The sequence below is a fragment of the Drancourtella sp. An12 genome (assembly GCF_002160935.1).
GTDB classification, from domain to species: Bacteria; Bacillota; Clostridia; order Lachnospirales; family Lachnospiraceae; genus Sellimonas; species Sellimonas catena.
The window spans coordinates 1-18,330 of record NZ_NFLO01000019.1; the positions used below are offsets into that span (position 1 = coordinate 1).

General features: G+C 40.4%; 13 protein-coding genes and 1 pseudogene. All 14 read right to left on the minus strand.

Annotation, left to right across the window (positions count from 1 at the left end; all coding sequences use genetic code 11):
- Positions 1-96: 96 nt before the first annotated feature.
- The 14 genes and pseudogenes from B5E64_RS13960 to B5E64_RS14025 all read right to left on the minus strand — a co-directional run bounded on the left by B5E64_RS13960 (position 97) and on the right by B5E64_RS14025 (position 18,236).
- Positions 97-1,002: a hypothetical protein gene (locus B5E64_RS13960; RefSeq protein WP_140398864.1), complete on the minus strand. Its 906-nt coding sequence runs from the start codon at positions 1,000-1,002 to the stop codon at positions 97-99.
- A gap of 2 nt (positions 1,003-1,004) precedes the next feature.
- Positions 1,005-1,217, minus strand: coding sequence for a DUF3892 domain-containing protein (locus B5E64_RS13965; RefSeq protein WP_076778133.1), 213 nt, complete (start codon positions 1,215-1,217; stop codon positions 1,005-1,007).
- A gap of 243 nt (positions 1,218-1,460) precedes the next feature.
- A complete protein-coding gene (locus tag B5E64_RS13970) occupies positions 1,461-2,048 on the minus strand; it encodes a hypothetical protein (protein ID WP_087169079.1) in 588 nt (195 codons plus the stop codon).
- Positions 2,041-3,354, minus strand: coding sequence for an ATP-binding protein (locus B5E64_RS13975; RefSeq protein WP_242943661.1), 1,314 nt, complete (start codon positions 3,352-3,354; stop codon positions 2,041-2,043). The genes B5E64_RS13970 and B5E64_RS13975 overlap by 8 nt, the downstream gene beginning before the upstream one ends.
- A 223-nt stretch (positions 3,355-3,577) precedes the next feature.
- Positions 3,578-3,964, minus strand: a complete 387-nt coding sequence (locus tag B5E64_RS13980) for a (deoxy)nucleoside triphosphate pyrophosphohydrolase (protein WP_076778137.1) — start codon at positions 3,962-3,964, stop codon at positions 3,578-3,580.
- A gap of 48 nt (positions 3,965-4,012) precedes the next feature.
- Positions 4,013-5,836 carry a DUF3427 domain-containing protein gene (locus B5E64_RS13985; protein WP_275532824.1) on the minus strand — a complete coding sequence of 608 codons (1,824 nt, stop codon included), beginning with the start codon at positions 5,834-5,836 and terminating at the stop codon, positions 4,013-4,015.
- Positions 5,831-5,899 (minus strand): annotated as a pseudogene (locus tag B5E64_RS18660) (hypothetical protein); the annotation flags it as partial. The pseudogene B5E64_RS18660 and the gene B5E64_RS13985, both read right to left, overlap by 6 nt.
- A 205-nt stretch (positions 5,900-6,104) precedes the next feature.
- Positions 6,105-10,406 carry a hypothetical protein gene (locus B5E64_RS13990; RefSeq protein WP_087169081.1) on the minus strand — a complete coding sequence of 1,434 codons (4,302 nt, stop codon included), beginning with the start codon at positions 10,404-10,406 and terminating at the stop codon, positions 6,105-6,107.
- 447 nt (positions 10,407-10,853) lie between these two features.
- Positions 10,854-12,464 carry a recombinase family protein gene (locus tag B5E64_RS14000; RefSeq protein ID WP_087169082.1) on the minus strand — a complete coding sequence of 537 codons (1,611 nt, stop codon included), beginning with the start codon at positions 12,462-12,464 and terminating at the stop codon, positions 10,854-10,856.
- Complete coding sequence (locus B5E64_RS14005; protein WP_087169083.1) at positions 12,451-14,163, minus strand: recombinase family protein; 1,713 nt, start codon at positions 14,161-14,163, stop codon at positions 12,451-12,453. Before B5E64_RS14005 ends, B5E64_RS14000 begins: the two co-directional genes overlap by 14 nt.
- A gap of 12 nt (positions 14,164-14,175) precedes the next feature.
- A complete protein-coding gene (locus B5E64_RS14010; RefSeq protein WP_087169084.1) occupies positions 14,176-15,813 on the minus strand; it encodes a recombinase family protein in 1,638 nt (545 codons plus the stop codon).
- A 128-nt stretch (positions 15,814-15,941) separates the two neighbouring features.
- Positions 15,942-16,184, minus strand: coding sequence for a DUF6870 family protein (locus B5E64_RS14015; protein ID WP_087169133.1), 243 nt, complete (start codon positions 16,182-16,184; stop codon positions 15,942-15,944).
- A gap of 122 nt (positions 16,185-16,306) precedes the next feature.
- Positions 16,307-17,812 (minus strand): glucosaminidase domain-containing protein, encoded by a 1,506-nt coding sequence (locus B5E64_RS14020; RefSeq protein ID WP_087169085.1) that lies wholly within the window; start codon positions 17,810-17,812, stop codon positions 16,307-16,309.
- Between the two features lies 1 nt (position 17,813).
- Positions 17,814-18,236, minus strand: a complete 423-nt coding sequence (locus tag B5E64_RS14025; RefSeq protein ID WP_072525053.1) for a phage holin family protein — start codon at positions 18,234-18,236, stop codon at positions 17,814-17,816.
- Positions 18,237-18,330: the final 94 nt, after the last annotated feature.

Consider the following 18,330-nt stretch of genomic DNA (forward strand, 5'->3'; position numbering starts at 1 on the left):
CGAATTGGTACAATTGGAAAGAATCACATTCAGAGCAGTTCCGCTTTACTCAGGACTGCTCTTTTTCCGCTCTGAATCTGATACTTTCCTGATGAATTATAACACATTCATGATCATAGAAATATTATTTTCCCAATTTTTTGTATGAATTAATCTTTTATAACATAATTTTCCCATGATAATATCTCGTTTGGTTAATTTTGATGCATCTTCCCATTCTCCTTTAAAAACATACGTTGCATTATTAGGCTCGTTTGATTCGAAATAATATACATTTCTTTCTGTATAACCGTAGACGACATATCCATTAAAACTTTCTTCTCCAACTGCCACAAAATCCGGCTCATATTTCGCTAAGAATTTATGTCTTTTTTGTATCGTTTTTATTTTACTCTCAGGAACGCTATTGAAATAATTTTTAAGGTACTCTTTAGCTTTTTCCCATGGATATTTTCCCGGAGGTAATATTTTCCAAGGTATATGTTTTATTGTTGTAGTACTAATTGATTGCAAATTAGCATCTACAACTTCACATACTCCAAAAATTTCTAAAAACATATTAATTACATGTTTAATCCTATCATAATCTTTTTTTCGTAATATTTCTGAACGGATAATCGTTTCATCAATAGTTATTTCTTCACATGGAGGCAATACCGTTTGTATTGGAAAACACATTCTAGTTTGGTAACATGTCCCATAGTGATCTTGCCCATGCCAATCAATTATATGGAAATCATGTTCAATAATTCTAGGTTCTTTATCCAAATCTTTCCTTACTACTTTTTTCCCGTCAGCATTATAACGAGTAACTGGCCCTATTGGACGAGGAATCACTTTAATTCCGTTTTCAACTTTCATACATATATTTTTTTCTTTTAAAATATCTCTATTTTTAGAAGAATTTTTTACACAGATATAAAACTGATCTATGTCTCCAAGCCTTTTCATATATGTGGCAACATTATTGATTCTTTGCTTTTGTATTATCATTTCTCTCACCTCTATTCAATATTATTTCGTTCATTCCCATCTGCTTTTGAACGAATATATTTTGTTCCATTTGGCAAATTTACAGTCTGATATTGTCGATAATTGGGATTTCCCTTTTCAATTTGTTTTATCGCATGTTCCAATGATACATGCCTCCCCGAATCAATATTAACAAACTCTGTATTTAATCCGGTCGTTGACTGTTTTGTAGCTTTTAACTTCATAGTTTTCTATACTCCTTGTTATTCATAATATTTATATATGTAAACAAAGAATGACCCACTTTGAAATTCACGATTTCGAACAACAGTTTTGGGATTGTAATATCGAATGATAAATGATAAATTAGATATGGTTAAATTATCTAATGATCAAAAAGGTCATTAACAACTAGCTGAAGTTGCCGCTTCAGCTTTTTTGTTGCCGCATTCACCTGCAATCCCGAATTCATCCCCCCTTTCCAATTTTCAATAATTCTCAAGTGCATTGTATAAAGGTTCCAATTCTTCTTGAATACACTGTACTATTTTATCAATATCTAGGCGTTCAATCATACCATTGCTTTTCATTCCTTTATAGTACATATTGTTCGCCTTTCTAAATAGCTTTTTTAATTTGTCATATCCATTTTTGCCAGATACTTTTGTTTTCTTTGGCAAACGAAGAAATGATATTATTCCCTCCGTATCAAACAAAAACCAATCTTCAATAGATTGCTTTGCCTTTATATGAATAACGTTTTTTACTCCGTACTCTTTAAAAGTACTCTCTACCTCTCCCCAATCTACAGGAGGTTTTGGAGATAATTCAAAAACATCTGTGTCCCTACATAAAGCAATACTAAATTCACATTCTTCACCATATTTGGGTTTTATTTCTTTTATGAATTTTCTTAAAGCTATATTTTTAAATCCTCCGACACCTTTGACATTTTTACACTCAATACTAATATCAAACCTTTTTTGTGGACGTTTCTGTCTGGCATTTAATAATACACGTTTATAAAATTCAACCTCCGTATCCCCTTCAACAAATAATACAAGGCATTTATTCATGTACATCACACTCCAGATAATCTTCCCACTTACTTTCTTCATCAGCCAACATTGAAAACAAATAATCTCCTATGCTCATTTTAAAATCAATAGCGTCTTGTTGTAATAATCGTTGTCCTGATTTTTTCAATGTATAAAATTCTGCAATTCCTGGTTGATGACTTACACCCACATGTATCCATGAAGGATCCAAATAACTCACAACATAAGGAGAATGGCTTGTTATTATTATCTTACAGTCGTCCAACAACTGACTAATTATTTGAATATATGCCTGAAATAAACTTGGATGTACAGAATTCTCCGGTTCCTCAATAGCAATCAAAGAAACATTTCCTTCATTCGCCAAGATGATTCTTGCGAGAATCATGAATACACGTTTCGCACCGTCTGACATCATTGCAAAATCAATTGGATGAATTAAATTTTTATCTTTAACATATAAAACATGTATTGCATTTGCTATTATAAATGGAGCATCATCTGGCAATTTACCACCATCACCACCATTAAATTTGTATTGCTTTACAATAATATCCTCAACATTTGGAAATAAATCTTTATATACTGCTTTTAATAACGCAAATTTATTTGGATTTTTTTCTTGTAATTGATATATTACACGTGGAAGGCTTTCCGTATCAACAGCCATGTCTTCTAAACCTTTGCGTATAATTGGATCCGGCTGATAAAAACTTTTTGCATCTAGATTATTTTCCATATAAAATCTCATGCTATTCAACTTTTTAATAATCTCAGCATAGAATAACTCATCATACGCTCGCAACTTATTTACAACAAGTTCTGTTGACTCAACATTTATTTTAGATGAACATCTACCTGTTTCAGAACTTTTATATAATGCCCTTTGAACATTCCTATTAATTAATTGCGTATATTTCTGACCTTTATCCTCTAACTTTATCCTCAAATATTCAGATACAATCTGTGGTTTCGCATTTTCATCACACTTCCAAGCAAACTCATAACCATATAATACGCGATATTCCTTACTAGCCAATTCAGTCAAAACTTCCATTTCAAATTTATAATTTCTACCAAACATGAAACAATTAATCGGTATTAAATTAGAATTGGACATCATATCAGGCTTATCTTCCATTTTAGCTTTAATAAATGTTAATCCAAAATCAATTCCAGCAAGGACATTTGACTTCCCAAAATTGTTAAGCGCTACTAAAGCTGTGATATTATCAAAACTAATTTTTACATTCGAAAGATTTTTAAATCCATCTATCAAAACGGCCTGAATTTTCATAACAAAGCACCCTTCCTTTTGTATCATGTATATATTATACCTCCTAGTTTAATAATATGCAATATATTTTTTCATATCAGTAATAGTATATTACATTTTACCGGATAATAACCCATATAATGTAATTCATTTTTTCGTATTTCAAAAATTCATATGATGTAAAAAAACTTTGCCTACTTCTAATTTTCATTCTACGAGCTGGCAAAGTCTTTTTTATCTTTTTATATTTTCTTATTCTATCCAAAGCTTTTTACAATACTTTTTTTATCCTTTCAATCAATCCTACATCTGCAGGTAGCCAATCTACACTGTATAATGTTTCTTTTGATAACCACCTTGCCGCTTCATGCTCCTTTAATTCCAATCCTCCTTTTACAATCTCGCACCAAAAGCAATCCATAGAAAGATGAAAGTTTGGATAATCAAATTCAATCGTATCAATCAGTGCTCCTACACTGATATCTGTATCCAATTCTTCTTTGATTTCTCTGACAAGGGCCTGTTCAGGTGTTTCTCCCTCCTCAATCTTACCTCCAGGAAATTCCCATCCGTCCTTGAATTCTCCATATCCTCTTTGTGTGGCAAAAATTTTATCATCTTTTCTAATTACCGCTGCTACTACACGTACAGTCTTCATCACATTTCTCCATTCTGTTTCTTTTTGTTATTCTTACGTTTTTTACCATCAATCACTCACAATATAATCATAAATATCACTTCTTACCGGCACATCTAATCGATAGTCTATCTCAAAGGCATTGTCCTTTGTTTTTTCCATATAAATCTGTCTTGGATTTCCCTCTGCAAAGATTTCTCCCAAAAAATAGAATTCTTTTGCCTCATTATCATCCTTATTTTTTCTGACAAAAAGGAAAATACGATTATTTTTATCCTCTTCGGATTGCTTGTAAATATGAACAGCATCACTGGATGTAATTTTTCTTGGATGTTTGGAAAGTGCAATTAAGTGCCCCTCCGAAACAAATCGATCTTCATAAGCAATTGCATCTTCTGCTTTGTGATAATTAATAAATACAGGAAGCGTCTTCGTTTCACTATCATAATAATAGCCTCCAATATTCTGCGCATTTAAGTTTTTGTTCCAGTTAAGCAAACGGCATACATCTTCATATGTATATTTTTGATATAACGTGAAATTGGTCTCTCTATAAATTTGTCCATACTTTTCCTTCCACTGTTCTATACCAAAATCCAGTAATTCCAAGATCATCTGCCTAAAGTTTTTATTCAAGAGTGCCTTCTGAAATTTTGAGGAAAGAGAATAGCTTCCATCTGTGTTTTTTTCTACCAGATCACAGTCCGAATATTTACGGCGCTCTTCTTCTTTCGGAAATTGATTTTTCAAATTGCGGATCACCGATTTCTCTACTTGTTCATTCATGCCCACATGATATTTTTCCTGCAGGAGTTTCTGATACTGCAGAAGACGATTTTCCCTACTGATCAGCATTCTCAGCATTTCCAGCTCATGAATTCTTTTGTAAGCTATCAGTTTTTTTGAAAAATACTCTATTATAATTTCTTCCTGATTCGTCAAATGCACATGATATTCTGTTTCATATTTTTTCAAAAAGTTATGATAAGATCCGCACTTTTCAAAAATTTTTGTGACGTCCACAGAGCCAAATTTCTTAAAATCGCGTATAGTCGGAATTCTTCCCAACTTATATTTCAGAGTTCTATAAGATTCTCTAAGCAGCTTCATATCATTGGTTCTTGCTGTATCAATAGACGCATAGATTCTCTTTTTTGAAATTTCATCAAAGTGAATGGTGGAACTTCCAGGAATCACTCTAGCTCCTTCCCGAATGTAACGGCGCATCGCGTCTTTGTTATAACTTCTGTCTCCAGACAATGCGATAGGAATCATAAAGTTGTTCATATAATTCCCAATAAAATCAAGGATCACTACATATTCTTTTCCTTCATATTTTCTGAGTCCTCGCCCTAACTGCTGTATAAACACTACCGGAGATTGAGTCGGTCTTAGCATAATAACCTGATTGATTTCCGGGATATCGACACCTTCATTAAAAATGTCTACGGTAAAAATGTAATCCAGCTGATCCTCACCATCTTCATCATTTGTCAGTCTGGCAATCACACTTTCACGTCGTTCCTGAGTATCTTCTCCAGTCAGAACCTCCGTTCTCAATCCACGCTCATTAAACTTTTTCGACAATTCTTTTGCCTCATCTTTTCGGCTGCAGAAAATCAGCCCTTTTACTCGGTCTCCGCTAAATCCATAATAATTTGCCTTGTCAATCACATAATCGACTCGGGCATCAGAAATCAGATTCGAAAAGTTCTTTACGCCCGCATTATCATCAAATACTTCTCCATTTATTTCCAAATCTGTAATTCCAAAATAATGGAAAGGGCACAGTAAATCTTCCTCAAGAGCCTGCTGAAGACGTATTTCATAGGCAATATGATGATCAAAAATCGAATAGATATCATACTGATTAGTATCCGGACTAGCAGTCATTCCCAGCCAGAACTTTGGCTTGAAATACTGCATAATCTTCTGGTAGCTCTCTGCACCCACATGATGACATTCGTCAGCGTATTGTCAATAAGGACAATAAATTTTAATCAATCATTTCTCAGCTAACATATTCTTTACACAAAAGTGAATTGACTACTATTCCTGTCCCACATAATTATTTTTATATTATGACTTACAAAACCCCAAATTAAATTTTTATTGATTTGAAATCGACTAATAATTGTCCGCAACATTCACATACTATCTTCTAAGGCTCTACAGTATAATATTCTCCCTGTGCAGTATCTCCAGTATATTCCAATAACCCTGACCAATCTTTATATTTAGTAATCATAAGAGTTTTGTCATGAATCTCTTTAGATGCATTTACAAACCATACTAAATGAAACTGCTTAATATTTAGAAATTTATCCAAGGCATCTTTCCTGATAATTAATCCCGCTTTTTGCTCAGTCAAATCAGTATCAAAAGCTATTAGTTCACCTTTATTATCACAATAATATCCATCATACTTCTTTTGACTTAGTTTGAGAGTTTTAATAATTTCTGCACATGGATGAGAATATGAAACCGCATCTGCCTTAGATGCATCATATTCTTCCTCCCATAGCAAATCTTGCGTAGTATTCAAAATCCTACCCAAATCTATTGTCACCGGCTCTTTTCTAGTGTACGTTTTAATAGCTGTCGGGATTTCAAAATCCGCATCAAAATTCATTTCCGGTTCAGGCTCTATCTTCTCTAAATCAGTTTCACCTGAGTATTTCTTCAACAATGCATCCAACCAAGAAAACTGTGGTTCCTCAACTGTATTAGTAACCCATTTAGTTTCACCAGTTTTTATTTCTACATTTTTCCATTGCCAATCTAACAGAGATTTACTGCCGCTTGACCATGGATACTCCCTGTTATACAGAGTATATGTTTCTGGAATTCCTGTAATATCACTATTAAGTAGATTCACTTTTTTCTCCGCATATTCTTTTAATATAGCCAATTGTTCATCCGTAACAAAATACCCATATAGCCAGTTCCACACCATTAGTTTGTCATATGCTAAATCATCTCTGCCGGTATCAGCATATTTAGATAGAACAACCCACTGCTTACCCTCATCGTCAGTTAGTAATAAATCCTCCTTCTGATATCTAAAGAAAATCGAACTAGAATTTATCCATTCATCCTCATCAAATGAAGGATCATTTTTTACGCAATTATTTTCCTGAACTGCCTCTCTTATATGGTCATTGACTTGCGCAAAAAATGGGGCATCATCCCATAATAAATTATGTATATTCAAGGTCGGATCAAAATCTTTTACATAAGGCTCCCATGGACCATCATATGATTTAACCTCTTCTTCCATTGAAAATTGGTTTTTCATAGGATAATAGTCTGATATACGAGCCAAGATATTGTACATAGCAATCCATTGATATTTCTTTCCAATACGTTCTATCTTTGACACATAATGCCTATTATATGCAAAACGCCCCACACTTCTATCATAATCATCAAACAGTTCTCCTTGATAACCTAATTCATTGATAATATAATACATGGCGTAATTGAATATTTTATAATCATCTACATCAAAATATCGTAATGCGCGTTGAAAAACATATCTACCAAAATCTCCATACATGCCAATCCCTTCAAACCGCATGGAATGTTGTATATAGAATAATCCATTTGAATAATCTTTGTCTGAATATTTCTGGTCATCAATTTCTGGAATAGGTGTTGATTTATACTTCGGTTTTATTTTTTCAAAATCATAATTTTGAAGTTCATCCGGATACTCTATCATATATCGCTCAATTATAAGTCTTGCATAATCTCTCAATAAAATATCTGGATATATATTATCCTTATTAAAAATTTCTTCAAACACGAAACGAACCAACGCCTTAAATATTTCTTTATTTTCACAATTACGTTTTACACAAGCGCCAAAAGCAACCCCGTAAAGCCTTTGGATTACATATGGATCATTTACATCAGAAAAATTTTTTAAAAGATATTCTGTGTATGCAAAATGAGTTTTTAAAATTTCAATCATCGCCTTCGATGTTGTATCACGAAGCCAACGATTTGAAGATGTAAGTATCCAAGAAAACAGCGTCAACAATAATCTGATTTGCTGATGATCTGAAATCTTTAGCTCTTCCCCTTTGCTATAGAGTTCGATTAATTGAACAATACGATCATCCTTTAAATATCTTTCATTAATAAAGGTTGTCCAAAGATAATCTCTTTTGGGAAGTGAATATTGCTTCAATACGTTGTGCAACACATCTGCATTTAAAAGATGATCTTTTTTTACCGAATTGCTTATAAAAGCATTCCATAAAGTAGACGTTTCTACAGAATACTCATTACAAAGATTCAATAATTCTGAAATAGATAAATATATTTTATTTCTCCATTCAAAGGACTCAATATAAATTGTAAACAAATCCCTTCTAGCCGATTCGTCATTGATAGTTTGTATAATATCAATGCATTCTTCCCCAAATTTTTTAGCATATAATGCACAAATATGTGCAAACAAGTCTTCACTTCCCCAATTTTCAAATTTTCCGTCTATAATCTTCAATACGTTTTCACTGATATATCTTCTAATTTCCTCTTCGCTTTGAAACATTGAAATAATTGTCTTTGCCGAGAAATAGTCGTTCATCTGATCAAAAGAAAAATATACATAGTTTTTTCCATTCAATTCATAATCGTGAAGAATATTTTCCCGTATGAGTTGTGTAATAAAAGGTCTGGCTGCCAATCCTAAGGTACTCCAAATTGGCATCGCTTCTATCTCATCTTTTTCAAATTGGCGCTTTCCCGTAAGTAAAGTCTGTTTAGATAAAGCTTCCACTATAGACAGAACTATATTATCTGATTGATCATATCCTGCTGTTTCAATAGGTCTTGCCAGTTTAATATGAAGCTTATCATTTGCATTTTCCAGAAGTCTGTCATATAATACCGGCAACTCCGCTTCATCACCACGATAAGTTTTACAATACAGCGTCAAGAATAAAGGATTTTCAATATTGCTAATAAACATATGCAATGGAGTAAACTGTATTCCATAATAACCAAGAAATTTTCTTGCAGCATCAAATGGATTGCTTCTGAACCCCATATGTTCTATTTTTACAACATTATCCCATTCAAGAAATCGCTCTGGCAGGATAGATTTCTGATATTCACTTCTGAACGAAACTGCCAAACGAACGTACTTCTTATCACTTATTTTTTTATATAATATTGGTAATACAGATTTCCACAATTGCGGTTTCCAACTTTCATTTAACGCATCAATAAGAATTGGAACTATTTTTCCACTTGTTTCACCAATCACTTCTAAAATATCAATAACATCCTCAAATTCAAAATCCAATCTCAAATTATTTTTTAACTGTTCAAATATATTGATATCCGAAAGGCATTCACTTCCAATAATCAACAAAGCATTCTCATTTGCGTTAAGTAACGAAATTGATTCATTCGCAAAAAGTTGTGTTTTACCAATACCAGCTTTCCCCACAACTATTAAAATCTTGTTATTAAGCAGTTCCTTGTCGTAATCCGATAATTCCAGTCTATAAAACAGTTCTTTAAGTTTATTTAATTTTTCAAGATATCTTTTCAGTTCTGCCGACTTGTTTTTACTACTTTCTTTTATTTTTTCATACTTAATTTGTACATCCGTAATTTCGGATTCAATTTCAAATATCTCAGATTCAAATTCTTCTAAAATCAGTCCTTGCCAATTTTCAACTTCATGAATCGTATTAAATTTCACATCCGGTATTGTAGCAATAAATTTTGAAAGTTTTCGTGCATATTTATATAAATTATCGTTGACAAATTCCCAACGTAATGTCGCAATATCTTCAACAAGACTTCTTTTTTTCTTATTATAATTATCTAATGCACTCTGATCATGCAAGAATACAGATAGATTTCTTGATGCCTCTGTGTCAACATTAAAATCGGCATTAAAACGCTCACCAAGAATATTAACTATTGTAGATGCATTGTTTACAAACCATTCATGTGAGATTCCATGATCATCAAAATAGTATTTTCCCAAAAATGGATATTTTCGAACAAGATCAAGTATAGTTGTATCTGTTATCGGCTGTAATACAATTTCAGCATCCTTTAACAATTTCTCAATATTTTTATAGCTATCACAAGTAGTTGTTAGTGCTTTATTAGAAAATAAATAAATGCGATCTAACTTTCCCTTATAATGTTTAACCGCCTTTTCTGCCGAGTCTTTGATTTGGTTATAGTCAACATCATTGTCAAAAAATTTAGCCTGATAACTAATATATATATTATTGACTTCATCCAATATAGGTTCTGACTCGACTCCTGGATTATTTGGATTACTATGCACATATTTACACAAAATATTGTGAGAAAGGAATTCATACGTAAATAATTGTCTACTCAAATCTTCAAATTTGTACCTCACACCACGTGCATCATTATTGCTCGTAATGAATTGTTCCCAAGTAATCTGCCCAACACTCATGTGTCTACCTTCCTCTCAATTTTATTCTTAACCCAGATTATTTCTCGCACAAAATTCTATATAAATCCAACAGATTCAATGATTAATGATTCTTTACCGTAAAAAGTTTCCCTATGGATTACCGCTTCACATAATGCAATTCTACATCAAATCCAAAATTTTCCATTATAGCCAAAACATCTTATTCATAATCTGCTCTTTATTACGAATAGTTTTATTCACATATAACGATGATATCTCAATATTCTCTGCAGTTTTGGCCTGCGTAATCGCTTTCTCGATACATCTCTTCTTTACATCCATTTCGATATTGTTCTTTAACATTTTTTCTCCGCTATCTTTCTTAATTACTTAACCTATAACTCAATTTATTGTAGCATAATTCTGTAATTCTGAACATCTGCAAAAGGAAAAGTCGGCCAGATTTCTCCAGCCGACTCCATACCCTCAATCCAATATCCTTTTTATGACTTCATCCGAAAACTTCCACCGTATCTCCACATGTCTCGGATCATACACCATCACCTTCTCGATCAGCGCATCCACAATCTCCTGGTCAAGTTCCTCCGCGCCGTAAAAGCGCTCCGCCGTCTCCAGCGCCGCCCTCGTTTCTTCATCCTGAACAAGTTCCGTTTCCTGCAGCTTTGCCTCCAACTCAGTGATTTTTACATCCAGCCGCTCCGCTTCCTTTGTCAGCTCAGCGCGCCTTTTCTGGTAAACCGACTTATCCAGGTTCCCAGCCAGGAATTGATCCATATTGACGAAACGCTCTGCCTCGCATTTTTCCTTATCCTTCTGAAGATCCGCCAATTCCTTTACTATCTCTGCATGATCTCTTTCTGAGGCTGTCTGCCGCCTGAGGATCTTCGCCTTCAGATCGTCAGCCGCCGAAAGAAAGCCCTTTATGGAATCCCAGACTACAGAATTCAATGCATCCTCTCTCACAAATTCCTTCGTACAGCCTCCATCCCCTGTCTGGGCCGCGGCATACGGGCAGTAAAAATACCGATACTCTACACCTTTGACGATGCCGCTTTTCAGCGGCATCGCACGCCCGCAGGTACCGCATTTCACTTTCCGCCACAAGGGATAGGTCTTTTCTACGACACGCTTTGTCTCCCCCCGTTTTCGGAAAATCTTCTGCGCTTTCTGAAACTCTTCCTTTGTGACAATTCCGGGATGCTTTCCCTCAACGATTACTTGCTCTTCCTTTGGGACCGCCACGGAATGATTCCAGCCAACGCCTATCCCTTCACGTTTATGTCCCACAACCGCACCGTAATACATTTCCTGTTTCAGGATATTTCTGACAGAATTGTGATTCCAGCCGGCCTGATCTGATGTATTTCTGAAGTTTTTCTTATCCGGGTGCTTCCGCCGGAAATACTGGGAAGGGGTTTCATATCCCTTCCCGTTCAGCATCCTGGCGATCTCCACCAGTCTCATCCCTCCGATCGCCGCTTCAAAGATTTCCCTGACCACCTCTGCGGCTTCCGGATCAATGCGAAGCTTATGCTTATCCTTCGGATCCCTCGCAAGTCCGAAAGGCACATGACCGCCGATGTACTCTCCCCGCTTCATCTTCGCCCGCTTCGCTGTCGTTACTTTCACAGACAGATCCTTGCTGTAGAAATCATATACGATATTCTTCAGCACCACATCCAGTCCGCCTGTAGTTCCTTTATAATCATTGCTGTCATAACCATCATTTACCGAAATAAACCGGACTCCCAGGAACGGAAAGATCCGTTCCAGATAGTCGCCCAGCTCGATATAGTCACGCCCGAAACGGGAAAAGTCTTTCACGATCACACAGTTTACCGCGCCTTTCTTGATCTGTTCCAGGAGCCGTTCAAAAGCCGGACGCCGGAAATTTGTTCCGCTGTAGCCGTCATCGTAGAACTCCCGGACTTCGCAGTCTTTCAGATCGGTATGGGACTGGATATATCCTCGGATCAGATCCCTCTGGTGCGCGATACTCTCGCTCTCCGTCTTATTTTCCTTTTTCATCACGTCCCGGTCTGCCTGAGACAGCCGGATATATTCAGCGATCACCATATTCTGCCTCCAATTCTTTCAGCACAGCCTCCAGTTTCTCCCGATCCTCGGAATAGTTTAATACAACCTCCACACGGGTGTCCTCATAGATCTTCACCATTTTTACCAAGCCGCGGATCATCTCGTCCGTCAGCATTTCCGCGCCGGCTGCCGTATGGATATTCTTCAGCCATTCGCCGCCGGAAAAAACTGCTTCAAACTGTTCCTTCTCACTCCTGGCTTCGTCCAGTTCCCTGTTCAGCCCGGCCATTCGCTTGTCATATTCCTGTTTGGCGTACTGATACTCCGTTTCATCCAGCATCCCGGAGACAAAATTCTCATACAGCCCCTGCCGTCTGGCGTTCACCTTTGCGATCTCCTGCGTCAGCCTGCTGATCCGCGCGCCGAACGCTTCCAGACGGTTTCTCTCGCCGATGCCTCCTTTCAGCCGATCCCTAACCTGTTTCATATCCTCCGCCTGTTTCAGCTGTTCCTGGATCACCGCGTACACAGCCTCTTCCACATCCACTGCGTAAATATAGTGACGTGAACATTTCGCCCCATGGGAATCGATATATCCGCCGCAGACATACGTTCCATACATTTTTTCCCGTTTTTTGGAATATCCTCTGGCATAACGCATCATCTTCCCGCAGTCGGCGCAGATGATCTTTCCTTTGAAGCGGTTCTCCACGCCTTCCCGGTTCTTCGCGTTCGCCTCATACTTTTCCTTGGTAATCTTCCGGTTCTGTTCAAAGATGTCCTGTACCTTATCAAACAACTCCCTGCTGACGATAGGCTCATGCATCCCTTCCAGGATACGCCATTCTTCTTTCGGTGCCCTGCGGCCCCGGATCCCCATATATAAAGCCTTCGGCATCTTTCCATAGACCAGCGCCCCTGTATAGACCGGATTGGTAAGGATATCGATCAGCGTCCTGCCGCCCCAGACAGTATGCTTATATTTCTCCGCGCGCCAGAGACCCAGTTCAACTTTTCGCCTGGCGGGCGTGACAGCGCCCATCTCGTTCAGCCGTCTTGCCATCTCCGCATGGCTCACGCCCTCCGCTTTCCACTCAAACAGCATCCGGATATACGGCGCGGTCTTCTCATCTACATCATAACGGAACTGCCGCTCTTTGGACTTGATATATCCGTAGGGAGGATTCGCCGGAAGGAAATCCCCTGTCTCCTGCCGCTGCCGGAATGAGGTAACAATCTTCCTGCTGATATCTTTCGCGTAGACATCATTAACCATGTTCTTCAGCGGAACCATCAAAGCTCTTTCCGCGTCATCACAGGCAAAGCTGTCAAAACGGTCCGTAATAGAAATGAACCGTACTCCAAGGAACGGGAAGATCTTTTCCAAATAATTCCCTGTCTCAATATAATCACGCCCAAAGCGTGACAGATCTTTTACCACAATGCAGTTCACCTTTCCGGCCTTTACGTCATCCATAAGCCTGGTAAATCCCGGTCGGTCAAACTTCCATCCCTTTTCCCCATTATCAGAATAAATGCCGTACAGATTCAAGTAAGGCCGCGCCTCGATATACTCCCGGCAGATCCCGGTCTGGTTCTCTATGGAATCCCCCTCGTCATCCTTGCCGCTGTTCTCTATGGACAGCCGTACATAGATCGCCGCGGAAAATGTCCTGACGGAATGGGAGTCCGGCATCTTCTCCTGCTGCGGGAGATTCTTTCTGCTCTTCCTTGCCATAACGCCGCCTCCTTACACCGCCGCTTCCCGCGGCTTGACCGGCAGCATATGAACAGCGTGCATGGCCCTGTCAAAATCCGCCATATACCGGAACCTTACATCAATCTTTTTATCCTCATAGACAATGATCTCCTCAATCAGGTCCACAACAGCCTTCCGGTCAAGCTCTGTCAGGTTCTTATTCTTCAGGAAAACTTTCGTCCACGCCTGCTCCGAAACGTTCCTGCTCACAGCATCCTCCCGCTCCTGTTCCAGGCGCTGGACAGCGCGCTCCGCGTCCGCTATCCTTTCCGAATAGTTCTTCTTAAACAGGAAATATTCCTCCTGATCAATCAGGCCATCCTGCAGGTTATCGTACAGCTTCATCTTAAATCCCTGGCTGCGCTCAATCTCTTCCTTCAGCTTCACGATCTGCATATCATAATTCACCGTATTCCTCTGCCCTTCCGGGAGAGACCGCAGGGTATCCATGGTTCGCTTCATGTCAGCGATAATCTTGATATGTCCCCGGATTGCGGCCAGCACTGCGCCGAACAGATCCTCTTCCCGGATGCTGTGCGGCTTACAGTTTTTTCCGGCCTTATGCCCTGAGCAGACATAATAATAATACTTTTTCCCGCCGCTCACCGCGCTCTTTCGGATCATGCTCTGGCCGCAGTCAGCGCATACCAGGTAGCCGGACAGCGGATAGACTTTCCCTTTTTCCGGCCCCCTGCGGACATCCTTTTTCAGAAGTTCCTGCGTCACACGGAACGTATCCTCATCGATGATCGCTTCATGAGACTGCTCAACGCGGATCCATTCCGCTTCGTCCTTACGCATGAACTTCTTTACCTTATAATTAGGGGTACTCACCTTCCCCTGGACCATCACTCCCGTATAGATTTCATTAGTCAGGATCCTGCTCACGCTTGACCACGACCATGCAGCTTTCCGGTTCATCCGGAAATTGGTCTGCACCTTCATCCCAAGGGACAGCTTATACTCCATCGGGCACAGCACTCCCTGGGCATTCAGGCGCTCCGCGATATCTCCCTGGCTCATGCCTTCCAGTTTCCATCGGAAGATTGCTTTCACCACCTCAGAAGCAAAAGTATCCACCACAAGCTTATTGTGATCCTCAGGGTCTTTCAGATACCCGTAAACAGCAAAAGCGCCGATGAATTCTCCCTTCTTCCGCTTAATTTCCAGCTGTGTCCGGATCTTCACGGATATATCTTTGCAGTAGGCGTCATTGATCAGGTTTTTAAACGGTATGATCAGCGAATCCGACTGATTCCGGTCCGTACTGTCATAGCTGTCATTGATCGCGATGAAACGCACTCCGATAAACGGAAAGACCCTCTCAATATAATTCCCTGCTTCAATATAGTTCCTGCCAAAACGGGACAGATCCTTGACGATCACACAGTCCACCTGGCCTGCGCGGATCTCTTCCATCATTTCCTTAAATCCCGGACGTTCAAAATTCACGCCGCTGTATCCGTCGTCCGCCTTCTCGGAAACCACCTGGATCTCCGGATGATTTTTTACGAACTCCCTGATCAGCGCTTTCTGATTCCCAATACTGTCGCTTTCCGGCTTGTCACCGTCATCCTTGGACAGTCTCGTATAGATACACGCCTTATAATATTCTTTAGAAGCAAACATAGCCAACCTCCTTTATGAACGCATGTATATGTGACAGTTCAAAAGAAGACTGGCTTCCAAACCTTATCCTGATGTTTTTGACCTGTCTGATATTTTATCGCGGATTTCCTTCTCTGTCAGCGCCTTTTCTACTTATTCCGCAGATAATGTTCAAGACGGTCATCCAATGTCGCGTCCGTATCCGCGAAGGTTGTCTTTACCACCACATTTCCCACCTTAAAGCAATACGGATTTCGTATCTGCCGCATAAAGCTTTTTATCTTTTCTTCCTTAGGCGCGTCCTGGTCGATCACCACATCCCGGATATCCACCAGTTCATCCCGGTTCACAGTCCTGATATCCACAGCTTTCATTTCTTCTGCCGTCATCATTTTACCGCCGTCCTTTCTGAGGGACTTTTCCCTCATGTCACAGGCAATAAAAGAATGCCGGATTTTACCCCGCAAATAAAAAAATCGGCTGGAAGAGACATACATCTCCCCCAGCCATCTTTTTAAATCCTCCGGGCATAATCCAGACTGATCCATCCGGCTCCGCTCTTCAGCCTTCCCCATCCAGCTGAAGAACCTTTTCCATCCTTCACTTCCAAGATCGTAAACACGCCGGCACCAGTGAACTTCCCGGTCTTCCCGTAATCCGTTCCCGGGCCTTTCCGAATATTCAGATCCAAGATGCTGACTTTCACCAAAAACGGCACATCCGCCGCCTTCGATTCATATACCGCATTTCCATCCGCGTCAAAAACCTTATATCCCGGATTCTCATCCGCGCATTTCTTCGCGTTCTCCAGGATCTTGAACGCTCCCTTCTGGGACTTGGCATCTGTCCAGTTCTTTCTCACCCGGTACCATCGGACTACTTCACCATCGCAGGAGTCCTTGGCGTCATACTGCGTCAGATTCCATTTCTCGATGATCGAACAAAGCTTCTCCGCATAAGTCAGGCTTGTGGCATAGCCGCCGTCCTTGATAATCTGTACCGCCTTTTTATAATCCGCACAGCCCTTCAGTCCCTCATACCGCAGCCGTTCCCCATTCTTCGCACCCAGCAGGTAAGCGCTGTGATCCGCGATAGAATCTTCCACACAGGGGTACTTTCGGAAATCCGCTGTGACTGACACATAACTGCCGTCAGGGTTCTGCTCCTTTGTCTCCTTCTTATAAACGGAAACCCCATCCCAGGCAGAGCCGCCCCAGGTATTCCCGGACAGGGATTTTTTCATGCCGAACACATTATTGGCTTTCTGGGCCAGCTCACTCTTCCCGTACCCTGATTCCAAGATGAACTGCGCCAAGGATACAGACGCCAAGATCCCTGTTCTCTCCTGATCAGCTGTACACAGCGGCCCTATCTTCTGGATTACCTGCAGCTCCGTCATCCCGGCAAATACCGAAGCCTGCAGGCCGGATGCCGTCCCGGCTCCTCCCATAGCCGCCTTCACATCCTTCCGGAACCCGTCCATGGTATAGCCCAGGCCAAGCCCCTTCCACAGATGCTCCGGATCCCCATGGTTGGAAGCGATCCCCCGGCTGTGTCCTTCCCGGTGGCTGATGATCACGCCATCCGCGGCCGGGTTCAGATTGTACTGTTTGCACAGGTAAGCAAATAATTCCACCGCCGCCTCATAGGTTCTCTTCGCCACTGCCCTTGCCGCCGTCAGGTCAGAACAGGTAAAGTGCGACCCGGACGTATACCGGATACAGGCAGGCTCGCACATCTCCACCCCGATATGGGTATTGTTCCCGCTGCCTTTGCTTCCGGATCCGCAGTGCCAGCCCCGGTGATTCCAGGGCAGGGTCTGGTACACCGTCCCGTCATTCCCGTCAATAAACCCATGCACACAGGCATTATCATAGGACGGGCTGTTCCAGGAACTGATGAACACAGACGCCTTGGGCTGGGGACAGCCCACCGAATGGAGCATCAGCCCCTTCACCGTGATCTTCCTTCCCGCCGTATAACAGGGATTCTTCGTTAAAATGCTCTGTACTAACTTCATCTCATTTTTCCTCCGTTTCTATTTTCTCTGCCCGGTCATGGAGCTGCTCCAGCACCGCCTTGATCTTCTCCGGCACCGGAAGCCCCAGGTGCGCTGCGTTCTCCAAAAGGCTCACGCCCTCATTGGAAATATAGAAAAAGATCACTGCCGTCCGCAGCACCGATCCGGTGCCGATGACATGGACATCCAGGATGTTGGCGATCCCCACCAGAAGGAAGATCAGCACCTTCCGGCAGATACCCTTAAAACCTACATTGCTGGACAGGTTCCGGTCACTGATCGCGCACATCACACCGGTCAGATAATCCGCCGCCGCGAAAGCCACCAGAGCCAGCAGCAGGCCGTCACAGCCGCCCAGGTAATACCCCAGCCAGCCGCCCACCGCGGCAAATACCATCTGGATCATGTTCCAAAATTCTTTCATTGCTTTTATTCCTCGCTTTCCCATAAGAAAAGACGCCCCAAAAGAGCGCCTGCCAGTCAGTTTCTCTATATAAAGTGCCGCCTGCCCTTTCCAG